This window comes from Roseateles sp. 22389 (genome assembly GCF_052044995.1).
Lineage (GTDB): Bacteria > Pseudomonadota > Gammaproteobacteria > Burkholderiales > Burkholderiaceae_C > Roseateles.
Map to the genome: position 1 here is coordinate 22,458 of NZ_JBQEOF010000004.1, position 13,753 is coordinate 36,210.

Sequence of the window (13,753 nt, forward strand, 5' to 3'; positions counted from 1 at the left end):
GCGTGCGCCGTGATGTCGTTCGGTCAGTCTTCGATGACGCGGAAGAAATGCGTGCCGTCGCGGTCCAGTTGCGCGAGGAGACCGTACTCCCAGTCGAGGTAGGCCTGCATCGCGTCGCGCGGATGGTGAGTGCCCTCGTAGGGGCGGCGGTAGCGGTCGTCGCGCGGGAAGGCCAGGCGGGGATTGGCGGATTCGATCGGGAGGCCCGCGTCGTACCAGGCCGTCGTGCCGCCCTCCAGCACCAGCAGCTCGCGACCCTCGGCCGCCAGTTCCGCGGCAAGGTCGGCCGCGACGAAGCGCGGCAGCACGCCCAGGTTGCCCGTCAGCACGACGCGGCGCGCCGCCGGAATGACGGTGCGTAGCGCCTCGGCCAGCCGAGCGCGCGGGCTCCACCAGGCGCCGGGGATGTGCCGGACGATGTAGGTGATGCTCGGCGCGACGTCGATGACCACGGTGTCCGGCTGCTCGCGGTCAGCGTCCTCGTCGCGCCAACGGGCCAGCTCGGCCGGCGTCACCGTGGCCACGGTCGGGGAGAGCGGCTGCGGCGGCAGGTCCGGGCCGGTCTCGGTGTGCGCCGCGGGATCCGGCGGCAGCGCCGCCACCTCCCAGCCCATCTGCGCCAGCCAGGCCGCCGCCATCGAGGCACGGATGCCGTCGTCGTCGCTCAACACGATGCGCGCGCCGCGCACCGGCACGTGGTGGTCGGTCTCCTGGATCAACTGGCCGCCCGGCGCGTGCCGGAAGCCCGGACGGTGGCCGCGTGCGTATTCGTCGGCGCCGCGGACGTCGAAGCGGTAGGTGGAGCGGCGCGGATCGGCCAGCCAGTCGGCGAGCACGCGCGCATCGATGCGCTGCGCGTGCGCGCGGCGGGCCAGTGCCGTGGCGCCCTCGCGCGCCGCGTCCAGGTCGCCGAGCGGCACGTCCTCGTGCGAGCGCCCCTGGCCCTGCGCGAGCGCCAGGCCAGCGAGCGTCCATCCGATCGTGCCGTTGCGCAGCGCGACGACCGGATTGGGCACGCCGGCGTCGATCAGCGACTGCGCGCCGATCAGGCTGCGGGTGCGGCCGGCGCAGTGGACGACGATGAGGGTCGTCGGGTCCGGCGCGAGGTCACGGGCGCGGCGCACCAGTTCGCCGCCGGGCACGCTGATCGAGCCGGGCAGGCTCGTGCTGCGGTACTCGTCGAAGCGCCGGGCATCGAGCAGGACGAGTTGGTCGCCACGCGCGAGGCGACGCTGGAGTTCGTCGGCCGGGATCGACGGCGTGTGGCGCCGGGCCTCGACCAGCTCGCCGAAAGCCTTGCTCGGCACGTTGACGTCGCGGAACAGCTCGAGACCGGCTTCGCGCCAGGCGCCCAGGCCACCGGCGAGCAGCGCGACGTCGGTGTAGCCCAGCGCCTGCAGCTTGCGCGCCGACGCCGTCGCCACGCCTTCCCCGTCGTCGTAGACGACGATGGGCACGCCGCGCCGCGGCAGGCGCCCCCAGGCGTCGAGCTCCAGCCGCGAGGCGGCGAGGTTGGCGGCCCACAGCGGATGGGCCTCGGCATAGGCCGCTTCCTCGCGCACGTCGAGCAGCGAGATCTCCACCCGCGCGAGCAGCGCGGCGCGGACGTCGGCGACCGTGCGGGTCGGCAGCGGCGCCGGATGGCGGGGCGCCTGAGGCGGGTGCAGTACCGGCGCGGCCGCGGATGCGGGCGACGAGCCGGCCGAAGCGGCCGGAGCGGTTGTGGCGTTGGAAGCGGTCGGGGCGATCGTGTCGGTGGGATGCAGGACGGTCATGGCGGCGGGCGCGTGGAGCGCAAGGCATCTGAGCGCCGCAGCCTAGGGATCCCGGCCAGGGATCGGAACGAAGCAAAGCGAGGATCGATAGACGCCGGCGCCTTCCCGGCAAGTCTTACCGACCCCCTCAAGCCGTCGGCGGCAGGTCCCGCTGGGGCGGGGGCTCGGTCGACGGGCGCGGCGTCGACGGCTCCTCCAGGGCCCACGCCAGCAGGGCGGCGGTCTTCTCGTCGCCCAGGTCGATCAGCTGCAGGCGTGCAGCGCGGACAGTCTCGATTTGCGTGAGGGTCATGGGGGCCTCCCAGGTGTGGAGTCGCGGAGAGGGCAATTGCCACTCCCGGGTGCTGGCCCGGCGGCTCACGATCCGGCCGGCGTTGCCTGCTGCCTCAGCCACGCCAAGGCCGCCTGCGTGCTGGTCGACGGCGCCCGCTCGCTGCTGACGGCCAGGTGATAGGTGTGGCCATCGATCACCGGCCCGAACGGTTGCACCAGATGACCGGCGGCGAGTTCCTCGGCGACCAGCGCCTGGCTCACCAGCGCGATCCCGTGGCCGGCCACCGCCGCCTGGATCGCATGGCCTTCGTCCGAAAAACGCAGTTGCCCGGCCGGTGACCGGCCCGGGACGCCGGCCGCAGCGAACCAGCGCTCCCAGGTCGGGTTCTCCGGCTGCGGCCGTTTCCAGTCGAAGCAGATCAGCGGCACGCGCGCCAAGTCCTCGATCGAGCTCACGCCGAGCCGCGGATTGGCCACGGGCGCGAAGTGGTCCGCAAACAGCGGCTCGGTGCTGAGACCGGGATAGGGGCCGCGGCCATAGCGGATCGCGATGTCGACCGCCGTCGAGCGCAGGTCGACCACCTCGTCCGACGCCTGCAGCTGCAGGTCGATGCCGGGATGCCGCAGGCGGAAGTCGGACATGCGCGGGACCAGCCACTTCACCGTGAAGGCATTGGTCGCCGAGATCACCACCTGCGGCCGGCGGCGCGGCTGGGTCAGGCGCTCAAGCGCCGATTGGAACGCGTCGAAGCCGTCGCGCAGCACGGGATAGAGCTGGGCGCCGGCTTCGGTCAGGGTCACGCGGCGCACTTGGCGCTCGAAGAGCGCGACGCCGGATTGCTCCTCCAGCCCTCGGATCTGATGGCTGATCGCCGTCGGCGTCACGGCGAGTTCCTCGGCGGCGGCCTTGAAGCTACCCAGGCGCGCGGCCGCCTCGAAGGCGCGCAGCGCGGACAGCGGAAGTGATCGACGATCCATCGGAGGGTGCTGATGAATGAACTCTGCTCATCTTACGGCTGACAATTGAACCTTTGTCGCCCGCTAGGTGCTTCCCTATTGTTCACCCCGAGGCCGGCGCTTCGTCGGCCTCGATGAATGAAAGGAATGCAATCATGCTGGAACGCGTCATCACCCATCCCGATCCTTATGAGCCCTACCTGCTGTCGCAAGGCATCAAGGCGGGCGGGCTGCTCTTCATCTCCGGTCAGGCCGGCGCCGGGGAAGACGGCCGCATCGTGGCGGGCGGTTTTCTGGCCCAGGGGCGCCAAGCCTTCGCGAACCTGCGTCGGGCGCTGGAAGCCGGCGGCGCGGGGCTGAAGGACGTCATCAAGGTCACGATCTTCGTGACCGACATGGGTCATTTCGACGATGTGGTGGCCCTGCGGCGCGAGTTCTTCTCGATGCCGTACCCGGCGGACACCATCGCCGAGATCAAGGCGCTCTACACGCCGGAGGCGATGATCGAGATCGAGGCGATCGCCGAAGTGCCCGGTGCGCAGGGGCGCTGACATGAAGGCGTCCAACCTGTTCGACCCCGTTGACCTGGGGCCGCTGCGGCTTGCGAATCGATGGGCCGTGGCGCCGATGACGCGCGTCAGCGCGACTGCCGAAGGCCGGGCGACACCGCGCATGGCGCGGTATTACGCCGACTTCGCGGCGGGCGGCTTTGGGCTGGTCATCACGGAAGGGATCTATACCGACCGCGCGTACTCGCAGGGATATCTCTTCCAGCCGGGGCTGGCCGACGACGCACAACGCGACGCCTGGCGACCGGTGGTGGCGGGCGTCCATGCCGCGGGCGGACGCATCGTGGCGCAGCTGATGCACGCGGGCGCGATCTCCCAGGGCAACGCGCACCGGGCCGTGGCGAAGGGCCCGTCGGCCGTGCAGCCGGCGGGCGTCCAGATGTCTTTCTATAGAGGGGAGGGGCCGTATCGCATGCCCGAAGCCATGACGCTCGCCGAGATCACGGCGGCGATCGACGGGTTCGCCGCGGCGGCGGTGCGGGCCAGGGAGGCCGGCTTCGACGGAGTGGAGCTGCACGGCGCCAATGGGTATCTGCTGGACCAGTTCCTCACCGAGCACACCAATCGGCGCGAGGACGGCTATGGCGGCGCCTTGGCCCAGCGGCTGCGGTTGGGCGTCGAGGTGATCGCCGCCGTGCGGGAGGCGGTGGGCGCGGAGTTCCCGGTCGGCTATCGGGTGTCGCAGGGCAAGGTCAACGACTTCGGCCACAAGTGGCGCGGCGCGGAGGCCGACGCGGCGCAGGTGTTCCGGACCTTGTCGGCGGCGCCGATCGACTACCTGCACACGACCGAGTTCGAGGCCTGGCAGCCGGCCTTCGGAGAGGGCGCAAGCCTGGCGGCACTGGCGCGGCGGTACGGGTCGGTGCCGGTGATCGCGAATGGATCGCTGCATGATCCGGCCCGCGCCGCAGGGATGATGGCGCGCGGGGAGGCGGACCTCATCGCCCTGGGGCGGGGCGCGCTGAGCCATGCCGACTGGCCGCGGCGGGTTCGGGACGGGCTGCCGCTGGAGGAGTTCGACCGGACGTTGCTTTCGCCGCTCGCCGATCTCGCGAACGCCGACCGGAGGCGCTCCGGAACCACACGAGCCTGAGATCGCTCGCAAGACCCCGCCTGCGGGAAGGGTTATTGGCGTTGTCATTCAGAATCCAGCGGCGCGGGATCCCCAAGGTCCGCTTTGGGCCGGCTGCCCGGCCGCTGGACATCTGGCCTCTAGCGCAAATCGCCGTCCCGCGCCTGGCCTGGAACGGCCCCCTCGACGCCAGTCGGGGGTAACCCGAGCAAGCTCCTTCTTAATTGAGTAAAATGCTCGGACATTGCAGGGGGAAACCCTGCTTCGTGAGTCGACCCGGCGTCAGCCGAGCCGCCGCCTCCATGTCCTGAAGCCCGACACGGGCGCCAAGGAGAAGTTCGATGCGTCTCACCACCAAAGGTCGTTTTGCCGTCACCGCGATGATCGATCTGGCCCTGCGCGAAAACAGCGGCCCCGTCGCGCTGGCGGCGATCAGCCAACGCCAGCAGATCTCGCTGTCCTACCTGGAGCAGCTGTTCGGCAAGCTCCGCCGCCATCAGCTCGTCGAGTCCACCCGCGGCCCCGGCGGCGGCTATTCGCTCGGCCGCCGTTCCGATGAAATCACCGTCGCCGACATCATCGTCGCCGTCGACGAGCCCATCGACGCCACCGGCTGCGGCGGCAAGGAAAACTGCATGGGCGACGACAACGGCCGTTGCATCACGCACGACCTCTGGACCGCGCTCAACAACAAGATGATCGAGTTCCTGGACTCCGTGACGCTGCGCAAGCTCGTCGACGACCAGCTCGCCAAGGGCGTCACCGTCGAGGAAGCGCCCGTCAAGCGCGCCATCTCCAGCACCCCCGTCGTCAAGCCCATCCGCATCACCGCGCCGAACTCCGTCTTCGCGCTCGGCAATGCGATGAGCAAGTGATCCCGGCCCTCCGCTCCGCTCCGGTCCGCGTCAACCCGATTCAGTAGTCGACAAGAAGAACGTTCCCATGGACATGACCCCGCACTTCCCCATCTACATGGACTACGGCGCCACCACGCCGGTGGACCCGCGCGTCGTCGACGCGATGATCCCGTGGCTGCGCGAGCATTTCGGCAATCCGGCGTCGCGCAGCCATGCCTGGGGATGGGAGGCGGAAGAGGCCGTGGAGAAGGCCCGCGGCGAGGTCGCCAAGCTGATCAACGCCGATCCGCGCGAGATCGTCTGGACCTCCGGCGCGACCGAGTCCAACAACCTCGCCATCAAGGGCGCGGCCAACTTCTACCAGTCCCGCGGCAAGCACCTGATCACCGTCAAGACCGAGCACAAGGCCGTGCTCGACACGACGCGCGAACTGGAGCGCCAGGGCTTCGAGGTGACCTACCTCGACGTCAAGGAAGACGGCCTGATCGACTTCGACGTGCTCAAGGCGGCGATCCGCCCCGACACCATCCTGATCTCGGTGATGTTCGTGAACAACGAGATCGGCGTGATCCAGGACATCCCCGCCATCGGCGCGCTGTGCCGCGAGAAGGGCATCGTCTTCCACGTCGACGCCGCGCAGGCCACCGGCAAGGTCGAGATCGATCTGGCGACGCTGCCCGTCGACCTGATGAGCCTGGCCTCGCACAAGAGCTACGGTCCCAAGGGCATCGGCGCGCTGTACGTGCGGCGCAAGCCGCGCGTGCGCCTGGAAGCGCAGATGCACGGCGGCGGCCACGAGCGCGGCCTGCGCTCGGGCACGCTCCCGACGCACCAGATCGTCGGCATGGGCGAGGCCTTCCGCATCGCCCGCGAGGAGATGGCCACCGAGCTGCCCCGCATCAAGGCGCTGCAGCAGCGCCTGCTGGATGGCCTGAAGGACATCGAGCAGGTCTTCATCAACGGCGACCTCGAGCGCCGCGTGCCCCACAACGTCAACGCCTCGTTCAACTACGTCGAGGGCGAGTCGCTGATCATGGGCATCAAGGGCATCGCCGTGTCCTCGGGCTCGGCCTGCACGTCCGCCAGCCTGGAGCCCAGCTACGTGCTGCGCGCGCTGGGCCGCAGCGACGAGCTGGCGCATTCCTCGCTGCGCATGACGATCGGCCGCTTCACGACCGAGGAAGAGATCGATTACGCCGTCTCGCTGCTGAAGGACCGCGTCGCCAAGCTGCGCGAGCTGTCCCCGCTGTGGGACATGTACAAGGAAGGCATCGATCTGAGCACCATCCAGTGGGCCGCTCATTGATCTGATCCGCAGGACACCCGAACAACGACGTTGGAGAACAGTCATGGCATACAGCGACAAGGTCATCGACCACTATGAGAACCCCCGCAACGTGGGCGGTTTCGACAAGGGCGACGAATCGGTGGGCACCGGCATGGTCGGCGCGCCGGCCTGCGGCGACGTGATGAAGCTGCAGATCAAGGTGAACCCGGCCACCGGCCTGATCGAGGACGCCAAGTTCAAGACCTACGGCTGCGGCTCCGCGATCGCGTCGAGCTCGCTGGTCACCGAGTGGGTCAAGGGCAAGACGCTGGACGAGGCGCTGTCCATCAAGAACAACCAGATCGCGGAAGAACTGGCGCTGCCGCCGGTGAAGATCCACTGCTCGATCCTGGCCGAGGACGCCATCAAGGCCGCCGTGGACGACTACCGCGCCAAGCACGGCCAGACCGCCGACGCCGCCACCGCCTGAGGTCCGCGCGATGTCCGTCACCCTGACCGAAGCCGCCGCCCGGCACGTCACGCGCTACATCGCCAAGCGCGGGCGGGGCGTCGGCGTGCGCCTGGGCGTCAAGACCACCGGCTGCTCCGGCCTGGCCTACAAGCTGGAGTACGCCGATGAGGTGGCCCCCGAGGACGTCGTCTTCGAGGGCCATGGCGTCAAGGTGCTGATCGACCCGAAGAGCCTGCCCTACCTGGACGGCACCGAGCTGGACTTCGTCCGCGAGGGCCTGAACGAGGGCTTCAAGTTCCGCAACCCGCGTGAGAAGGACCGCTGCGGCTGCGGCGAATCCTTCAGGATCTGACTGTCCGCCCCTGGTCGGGCGTGTACGCCGGACCCGCCCCCCGAGGGGGCCGCAAGACCTCTTGGGGCGGCCCGGCGATGTCTTGCGCGCGCTGACGGTCACCGCTTCATCGGCGCGGCATCTCGACCGCGCTTTTTTATTGACATCGTGAGACTCGACGACGACGACTTCACCCTGTTCGGCCTGCCGCAGCGCTTCGCGCAGGACGGCGCCGAGATCGCGCAGCGCTGGAAGGCGCTGGTGGCGAAGGTGCATCCGGACCGCTTCGCCGCCGACGGCGCCGCCTCGCAGCGCCTGGCAATGCAGTGGTCGCTGCGCGTCAACGAGGCCCACCAGCGCCTGCGCGATCCGCTCAAGCGCGCGTCCTATCTCTGCGAGCTGCGTGGCGCGCCGATCCAGGCCAACGAGAACACCCGCATGCCGGCCGCCTTCCTGATGGAACAGATGGAATGGCGCGAGTCGCTGGACGAGGCCAAGACGCCCGACGCGATCCTGGCCATCGACCAGCAGGTCGCCGGCCGCGAACGCGCGCTGCTGGCCCAGGCCGGCCGCCAGCTCGATGACGAGGGCGACGCCGCGGCCGCCGCCGAATCGGTGCGCGCGCTGATGTTCCTGACGCGCTTCCGCGCCGACATCGACCAGCGCCTGGAGGCGCTCGAGCACTCCTGAGGCCCGCGCGCGCATCGCCGCCCGCCGCCTCGACTTCCGAAGAACAAGACACGACACCATGGCCCTGCTGCAAATCTCCGAACCCGGCGCGTCGCCCGATCCCCATCAGCGGCGCATCGCCGTGGGCATCGATCTGGGCACGACGCACTCGCTGGTGGCGGCGATGCGCCACGGCGTCGCCGAGTGCCTGCCCGACGACCAGGGCCGCGTGATCCTGCCGTCGGCGGTGCGCGTGATGCCCGAGGGCCGCCGCCAGTTCGGCTACGACGCGCTGGCCGCGCAGGCCGAGGATCCGGAGAACACCATCGTCTCGGTCAAGCGCTTCATGGGCCGCCGCGTCGAGGACATCGCCAACCGCGACAAGCTGCCGTATCGCTTCGAGGACACGCCGGGCATGCTGAGCCTGGCCACGCGCGAGGGCCTGAAGTCGCCGGTCGAGATCAGCGCCGAGATCCTCGCCACGCTGCGCCAGCGCGCCGAGGACACCTTCAACGACGACCTGTTCGGCGCCGTCATCACCGTGCCCGCGTACTTCGACGACGCGCAGCGCCAGGCCACGAAGGACGCGGCGCAGCTCGCGGGCCTGAACGTGCTGCGCCTGATCAACGAACCCACCGCCGCCGCGATCGCCTACGGGCTGGACAACGGCAGCGAGGGGCTTTACGCCGTCTACGACCTGGGCGGCGGCACCTTCGACATCTCGCTGCTGCGTCTGACGAAAGGCGTGTTCGAGGTGGTGGCGACCGGCGGCGACGCGCAGCTCGGTGGCGACGACTTCGACCGCCTGCTGGCGGACTGGGCGCTGGCGCAGGCTGGCCTGAGCGTCACCAGCGCCGCCGACAAGCGCCGCGTGCTGGTCGCCGCGCGCCTGGCCAAGGAGGCGCTGACCGATGCCGAACGCGTCACGCTGAGCGCCGCGCTCGATGCCGGCGCGCTGAGCGTCGAGGTGTCGCGCTTGCAGTTCGACGAACTGGCCCTGCCGCTGGTCAACAAGACGCTGCTGGCGGTGCGCCGCGTGCTGCGCGACGCCAAGGTCGGCGCCGACGAGGTGCAGGGCACGGTGATGGTCGGCGGCTCGACGCGCATGCCCATCGTGCGCCGCGTCGTGGGCGAGCTCTTCGGCCGCGAGGTGCTGACCAATCTGAATCCCGACGAGGTCGTCGCGCTCGGCGCGGCGGTCCAGGCCAACCAGCTCGCGGGCAACAGCGCCGACGGCGAGATCCTGCTGCTGGACGTGATCCCGCTGTCGCTGGGCCTGGAGACGATGGGCGGGCTGGTCGAGCGCATCATCGAGCGCAACGCCACCATCCCCGTGGCCAAGGCGCAGGACTTCACCACCTTCAAGGATGGCCAGACCGCGCTGGCCGTCCATGTGCTGCAGGGCGAGCGCGAACTGGTGAGCGAGTGCCGCTCGCTGGCGCGCTTCGAGCTGCGCGGCATCCCGCCGATGGCCGCGGGCGCCGCCCGCATCCGCGTGAGCTTCCAGGTCGATGCCGACGGCCTGCTGAGCGTGTCCGCGCGCGAGCTGGGCTCGGGCGTCGAGGCGGCGGTGCAGGTCAAGCCGAGCTATGGCCTGGCCGACGAGCAGGTCGCCACGATGCTGCGCGAGGGCTTCGCTAGCGCCGAATCCGACATGGCCGCCCGCAAGCTGCGCGAGGCGCGCGTCGAGGCCGAGCGCATGATCCTCGCCACCCAGTCCGCGCTGCGCGCCGACGGCGACCTGCTCAGCGAGGCCGAGCGCGCCGAGATCGCCGCGCTGCAGTCGGACCTGCTCGCCAAGGCGCAGGTCGACGACGCGGCCGCGAATGCCGATGCCATCGATGCCGCCGTCCAGGCGCTGGCCAAGGGCACCGAGGCCTTCGCCGCCGCGCGCATGAACCGCGGCATCCAGCAGGCCCTGACCGGCCGCAGCATCGATCAGGTCTGAGCGCGAGCCGACACCGCCAGCTTCAAGGACATCCCATGCCCGTCATCAAGATCCTTCCCCATCCCGAATACGCGCCCGAGGGCAAGACCATCGAGGCGCCGTCCGGGACGACGATCTGCGAGGCGCTGCTCGACAACCACGTCGAGATCGAGCACGCCTGCGACCAGGTCTGTGCCTGCACCACCTGCCACGTGATCGTGCGCGAAGGCTTCGCCTCGCTGTCCGAGATGGAGGAGAACGAGGAGGACATGCTGGACCGCGCCTGGGGCCTGGAGCCCAACTCGCGCCTGTCCTGCCAGGCCATCCTGTCCAATACCGACGTGACGGTCGAGATCCCCAAGTACTCGATCAACCACGCCAAAGAGAACCATTGAGCGGCGGCTGAGTCCATGCGTGTCCTCGGCATCGAATCCTCCTGCGACGAAACCGGCGTGGCGCTGGTGGACGCCTCGGGCGACGGCGTGCCCGCGCTGCTGGCGCATGCGCTGCACAGCCAGATCTCGATGCACCAGGCCTATGGCGGCGTGGTGCCGGAGCTGGCCTCGCGCGACCACATCCGCCGCGTGCTGCCGCTGACCCGCGAGGTGCTGGCCAGCGCCGGCCTGTCGCTGGCGGACATCGATGTCGTCGCCTACACCCAGGGGCCCGGCCTGGCCGGCGCGCTGCTGGTGGGTGCGGGCGTGGCGGCCTCGCTGGGCGCCGCGCTCGATCGGCCGGTGATGGGCGTCCATCACCTCGAGGGCCACCTGCTGTCGCCGTTCCTGTCCGAGGATCCGCCGGAGTTTCCCTTCGTCGCGCTGCTCGTCTCGGGCGGCCACACGCAGCTGATGCGGGTCGACGACGTCGGCAGCTACGAGTTGCTCGGCGAGACCATCGACGACGCCGCGGGCGAGGCCTTCGACAAGTCGGCCAAGCTGCTCGGCCTGCCGTATCCCGGTGGCCCGCATCTGTCGAAGCTGGCGGAGCAGGGTGATCCCGAGGCCTTCGCGCTGCCGCGGCCGCTGCTGCACAGCGGCAAGCCCGATTTCAGCTTTGCGGGCCTCAAGACGGCGGTGCTGACGCAGGTGCGCAAGCTCGAGGCGCAGCCCGGCGGCATCACCGAGGCTCAGCGTGCCGACCTGGCCGCGTCGACGCAGGCCGCGATCGTCGAGGTGCTGGTGAAGAAGGCGCTGCTCGCGCTCAAGGACACCGGGCTGAAGCGGCTGGTCGTGGCCGGCGGCGTCGGCGCCAACAAGCGGCTGCGCGAGCAGCTGAACGCGGCCTGCGACAAGCGCCGCGTGCGCGTGCACTATCCCGAGCTGCACCTGTGCACCGACAACGGCGCGATGATCGCGCTCGCCGCCGCGCTGCGCCTGCAGCGCGACATGGCGGCGCTGACTCGCGGCGGCGGCTTCGAGGTCCGCCCGCGCTGGGACCTGTCGCAACTGAACGGCCCGGCCGCGCTGTGAGGCGCCTGGCGAGGCGGGCGGCGCTGCTGCTGGGCGTCGCGCTGGCGTTCGGCATCGCAATGCCCGCGGCGGCGACCGGCGTGGCGACCGGGTCGAATGCCGTTTCCGCTTCTTCGTTTTCCGGGTCTTCGGCGTCTTCTGGGTCTTCCGCGTCATCGCTCCCGGAGGGCGAGCCGACGGCGCCCATCCGGCTCGCGCTGATCGAGGGCCTGTCCGGGCCGCTGGGCAACGGCGGCGAAGCGGTGTTCCGCAACCTGGTCTGGGCCACCGAGCGTGTCAACGCGCGCGGCGGCGTGCGGCTGCCTGGCGGCGCTCGGCGACTGGAGCTGGTGCGCTTTGACAGCAAGGGCTCGGTGGAGGAGTCGCTGTCCATGCTGCGCGCCGCGACCGACCAGGGCATCCCGGTCGTGCTGCAAGGCAACAGCTCGGCGGTCGCCGGCGCGCTGATCGCGGCGCTGGAGAAGCACAACGCGCGCGAGCTGACGCGCCGCGCGCTGTTCCTGAACTACGCCGCCGTCGATCCGGCGTTGACCGGCGCGCAGTGCAGCTTCTGGCATTTCCGCTTCGACGCCCACACCGACATGCGGCTGGCCGCGCTGGTCGAGGTGATCGCCCAGGACCCGGCGCTGAAGACGATCTACCTGATCAACCAGGACTACAGCTTCGGCCAGCACCTGCGCGAGCAGGCGAAGGCGATGCTCGCCAGGCGCCGGCCCGACCTGCGCATCGTCGGCGACGAGTTGCATCCGCTGGGCCGGGTGAAGGACTTCCTGCCCTACGCGACCAAGATCCGCGCCAGCGGCGCCCAGGCGGTGCTGACCGGCAACTGGGGCAACGACCTGACGCTGCTGATCAAGGCGGCCAAGGACATCGGCCTGACGGCGCGTTTCCACACCTTCTACGGCAACGCGCTGGGCGTGCCGGGCGTGCTCGGCGAGGCGGGCGTCGACCGGGTGCTGGCCGTGGCCGAGTGGCATCCCAACGTCGGCACGGCCGATGCGGAGCGCTTCTATGCCGCGTTCCGCCAGCGCTTCCCGAAGCCGGAGCACGACTACCTGCATGCCCGCATGCAGCTGATGGTGGAGATGCTGGTCGCCGCGATGGAGCGGGCCGGCACGACCTCGCCCCAGGCGGTGGCGACGGCGCTTGAGGGGCTGAAGCTCGATGGCCGGCCGCTGGGCATCGCCCACGAGGGCGTGATGCGGGCCGTCGACCACCAGCTCCAGCAGCCGCTGTACGTCAGCGTGATGCGCCGCGCCGGGGAGGCCGGCGTGCCGCACGACAACGAGGGATCGGGCTACGGCTTCCGCACCCTGCGCTACCTGGATGCGGCGCAGGCGGCGCAGCCTTCGACCTGCCGGATGCGCCGCCCGGACTGATCGCCGCCGCCGCGGCCGGGCGGGGCGCCAGGGCCGTCGGCTCTGGGCGAGCGCCGATTCGATGCCCGATTCGTATATACTGCGCGCTGTTTTGCCTGGCCCGTCCAGGGAAACAGCCAGCACGGCACGGGTCGGTTTCACCTGTGACCGCAAGTCAATCCTCGGAAACCGTCAGCGCACTCGCAGCCTTCATCGGCCATGCCCGGCGGACCTTCCGAACCATTCCGGAACAAGGAACGCATCATGTCCATCGCCGATCTGAACAAGGCCGACATCGTCAAGGCCAACGCCCGCAGCGCCAACGACACGGGCTCCCCCGAAGTCCAGGTCGCCCTGCTGACCGCTCGCATCAACGAGCTGACCCCCCACTTCAAGCTGCACGCCAAGGACCACCACGGCCGCCGCGGCCTGCTGAAGATGGTCAACCAGCGCAAGAGCCTGCTGGCCTACCTGAAGAACAAGGACGCTGACCGCTACACCGCCCTGATCCAGAAGCTGGGTCTGCGCAAGTAAGTCGCGCGTGCATGCAAAGAGCCTGATTGGTCCGATTCCAACAGGCTCTTTGTCGTTTCTGCGAGCCGCTGCCGGAGCGTTCCGGACGGCCCGCCGCCGGTCCAGTCGCCGGTCAGGCCGCCCGCCCGCAGGGCAGGCCGCCTGAGAAGACGATGGAGTCGGGCTGACGTGGCGCTGCTGTGTCATTCCAATGCGCTTGCCGGCAGGGGCCGGGCAAGCAGGC

Annotated in this window: 15 protein-coding genes; 12 read left to right on the forward strand and 3 right to left on the reverse strand. The window is 70.1% G+C overall.

Features of this window, described 5'->3' with window-relative positions; translation table 11 throughout:
- Positions 1 to 23 precede the first annotated feature (23 nt).
- The 3 genes from ACTJKJ_RS06930 to ACTJKJ_RS06940 form a co-directional block, all read right to left on the reverse strand.
- Positions 24 to 1,775, reverse strand: a complete 1,752-nt coding sequence (locus tag ACTJKJ_RS06930; protein WP_297388005.1) for a rhodanese-like domain-containing protein — start codon at positions 1,773 to 1,775, stop codon at positions 24 to 26.
- A gap of 127 nt (positions 1,776 to 1,902) precedes the next feature.
- A complete protein-coding gene (locus ACTJKJ_RS06935; RefSeq protein ID WP_175538223.1) occupies positions 1,903 to 2,067 on the reverse strand; it encodes a hypothetical protein in 165 nt (54 codons plus the stop codon).
- A 65-nt stretch (positions 2,068 to 2,132) separates the two neighbouring features.
- Positions 2,133 to 3,026 carry a LysR substrate-binding domain-containing protein gene (locus ACTJKJ_RS06940; protein ID WP_297388008.1) on the reverse strand — a complete coding sequence of 298 codons (894 nt, stop codon included), beginning with the start codon at positions 3,024 to 3,026 and terminating at the stop codon, positions 2,133 to 2,135.
- A 134-nt stretch (positions 3,027 to 3,160) separates the two neighbouring features.
- Here ACTJKJ_RS06940 and ACTJKJ_RS06945 point away from each other — a divergent pair, with 134 nt between their 5' ends.
- From ACTJKJ_RS06945 to rpsO, 12 genes are all read left to right on the forward strand, one after another.
- A complete protein-coding gene (locus ACTJKJ_RS06945) occupies positions 3,161 to 3,556 on the forward strand; it encodes a RidA family protein (RefSeq protein ID WP_183479051.1) in 396 nt (131 codons plus the stop codon).
- 1 nt (position 3,557) lies between these two features.
- On the forward strand, positions 3,558 to 4,667 hold the full coding sequence (locus tag ACTJKJ_RS06950; protein WP_440819979.1) for an NADH:flavin oxidoreductase: 1,110 nt from the start codon (positions 3,558 to 3,560) through the stop codon (positions 4,665 to 4,667).
- 320 nt (positions 4,668 to 4,987) lie between these two features.
- Positions 4,988 to 5,521, forward strand: coding sequence for a Fe-S cluster assembly transcription factor (locus ACTJKJ_RS06955; protein WP_091724267.1), 534 nt, complete (start codon positions 4,988 to 4,990; stop codon positions 5,519 to 5,521).
- A gap of 67 nt (positions 5,522 to 5,588) precedes the next feature.
- The gene (locus ACTJKJ_RS06960; protein WP_297388019.1) at positions 5,589 to 6,809 is read left to right on the forward strand and encodes an IscS subfamily cysteine desulfurase; all 1,221 of its coding nucleotides are present in this window, start codon (positions 5,589 to 5,591) and stop codon (positions 6,807 to 6,809) included.
- A gap of 43 nt (positions 6,810 to 6,852) precedes the next feature.
- Positions 6,853 to 7,260 (forward strand): Fe-S cluster assembly scaffold IscU, encoded by a 408-nt coding sequence (gene iscU / locus ACTJKJ_RS06965; protein WP_440819980.1) that lies wholly within the window; start codon positions 6,853 to 6,855, stop codon positions 7,258 to 7,260.
- 10 nt (positions 7,261 to 7,270) lie between these two features.
- Positions 7,271 to 7,594 (forward strand): iron-sulfur cluster assembly protein IscA, encoded by a 324-nt coding sequence (gene iscA / locus ACTJKJ_RS06970; protein ID WP_099859725.1) that lies wholly within the window; start codon positions 7,271 to 7,273, stop codon positions 7,592 to 7,594.
- A gap of 147 nt (positions 7,595 to 7,741) precedes the next feature.
- Positions 7,742 to 8,263 carry a Fe-S protein assembly co-chaperone HscB gene (gene hscB, locus ACTJKJ_RS06975; protein ID WP_440819981.1) on the forward strand — a complete coding sequence of 174 codons (522 nt, stop codon included), beginning with the start codon at positions 7,742 to 7,744 and terminating at the stop codon, positions 8,261 to 8,263.
- Positions 8,264 to 8,321: 58 nt separating this feature from the next.
- The gene (hscA, locus tag ACTJKJ_RS06980; RefSeq protein ID WP_440819982.1) at positions 8,322 to 10,190 is read left to right on the forward strand and encodes a Fe-S protein assembly chaperone HscA; all 1,869 of its coding nucleotides are present in this window, start codon (positions 8,322 to 8,324) and stop codon (positions 10,188 to 10,190) included.
- A 35-nt stretch (positions 10,191 to 10,225) separates the two neighbouring features.
- Positions 10,226 to 10,564, forward strand: coding sequence for an ISC system 2Fe-2S type ferredoxin (gene fdx, locus ACTJKJ_RS06985; protein ID WP_091724272.1), 339 nt, complete (start codon positions 10,226 to 10,228; stop codon positions 10,562 to 10,564).
- A gap of 15 nt (positions 10,565 to 10,579) precedes the next feature.
- Entirely contained in the window at positions 10,580 to 11,638 is a 1,059-nt protein-coding gene (gene tsaD / locus ACTJKJ_RS06990; RefSeq protein ID WP_440819983.1) for a tRNA (adenosine(37)-N6)-threonylcarbamoyltransferase complex transferase subunit TsaD, read from the forward strand.
- Between the two features lie 59 nt (positions 11,639 to 11,697).
- A complete protein-coding gene (locus ACTJKJ_RS06995; RefSeq protein WP_440820166.1) occupies positions 11,698 to 13,017 on the forward strand; it encodes a branched-chain amino acid ABC transporter substrate-binding protein in 1,320 nt (439 codons plus the stop codon).
- Positions 13,018 to 13,260: 243 nt separating this feature from the next.
- Complete coding sequence (gene rpsO, locus ACTJKJ_RS07000; RefSeq protein ID WP_091724274.1) at positions 13,261 to 13,530, forward strand: 30S ribosomal protein S15; 270 nt, start codon at positions 13,261 to 13,263, stop codon at positions 13,528 to 13,530.
- Positions 13,531 to 13,753: the final 223 nt, after the last annotated feature.

What these genes read in the sequence shown, in the direction of transcription:
- ACTJKJ_RS06995 (WP_440820166.1), top strand. Translation starts at nt 11,698, where the DNA reads ATGCCCGCGGCGGCGACCGGCGTGGCGACCGGGTCGAATGCCGTTTCC.
- ACTJKJ_RS06960 (WP_297388019.1), top strand. Translation starts at nt 5,589, where the DNA reads ATGGACATGACCCCGCACTTCCCCATCTACATGGACTACGGCGCCACC.
- ACTJKJ_RS06940 (WP_297388008.1), bottom strand. Translation starts at nt 3,026, where the DNA reads ATGGATCGTCGATCACTTCCGCTGTCCGCGCTGCGCGCCTTCGAGGCG.
- ACTJKJ_RS06950 (WP_440819979.1), top strand. Translation starts at nt 3,558, where the DNA reads ATGAAGGCGTCCAACCTGTTCGACCCCGTTGACCTGGGGCCGCTGCGG.
- ACTJKJ_RS06945 (WP_183479051.1), top strand. Translation starts at nt 3,161, where the DNA reads ATGCTGGAACGCGTCATCACCCATCCCGATCCTTATGAGCCCTACCTG.
- ACTJKJ_RS06955 (WP_091724267.1), top strand. Translation starts at nt 4,988, where the DNA reads ATGCGTCTCACCACCAAAGGTCGTTTTGCCGTCACCGCGATGATCGAT.
- ACTJKJ_RS06935 (WP_175538223.1), bottom strand. Translation starts at nt 2,067, where the DNA reads ATGACCCTCACGCAAATCGAGACTGTCCGCGCTGCACGCCTGCAGCTG.
- rpsO (WP_091724274.1), top strand. Translation starts at nt 13,261, where the DNA reads ATGTCCATCGCCGATCTGAACAAGGCCGACATCGTCAAGGCCAACGCC.
- hscA (WP_440819982.1), top strand. Translation starts at nt 8,322, where the DNA reads ATGGCCCTGCTGCAAATCTCCGAACCCGGCGCGTCGCCCGATCCCCAT.
- ACTJKJ_RS06930 (WP_297388005.1), bottom strand. Translation starts at nt 1,775, where the DNA reads ATGACCGTCCTGCATCCCACCGACACGATCGCCCCGACCGCTTCCAAC.
- fdx (WP_091724272.1), top strand. Translation starts at nt 10,226, where the DNA reads ATGCCCGTCATCAAGATCCTTCCCCATCCCGAATACGCGCCCGAGGGC.
- tsaD (WP_440819983.1), top strand. Translation starts at nt 10,580, where the DNA reads ATGCGTGTCCTCGGCATCGAATCCTCCTGCGACGAAACCGGCGTGGCG.
- iscA (WP_099859725.1), top strand. Translation starts at nt 7,271, where the DNA reads ATGTCCGTCACCCTGACCGAAGCCGCCGCCCGGCACGTCACGCGCTAC.
- iscU (WP_440819980.1), top strand. Translation starts at nt 6,853, where the DNA reads ATGGCATACAGCGACAAGGTCATCGACCACTATGAGAACCCCCGCAAC.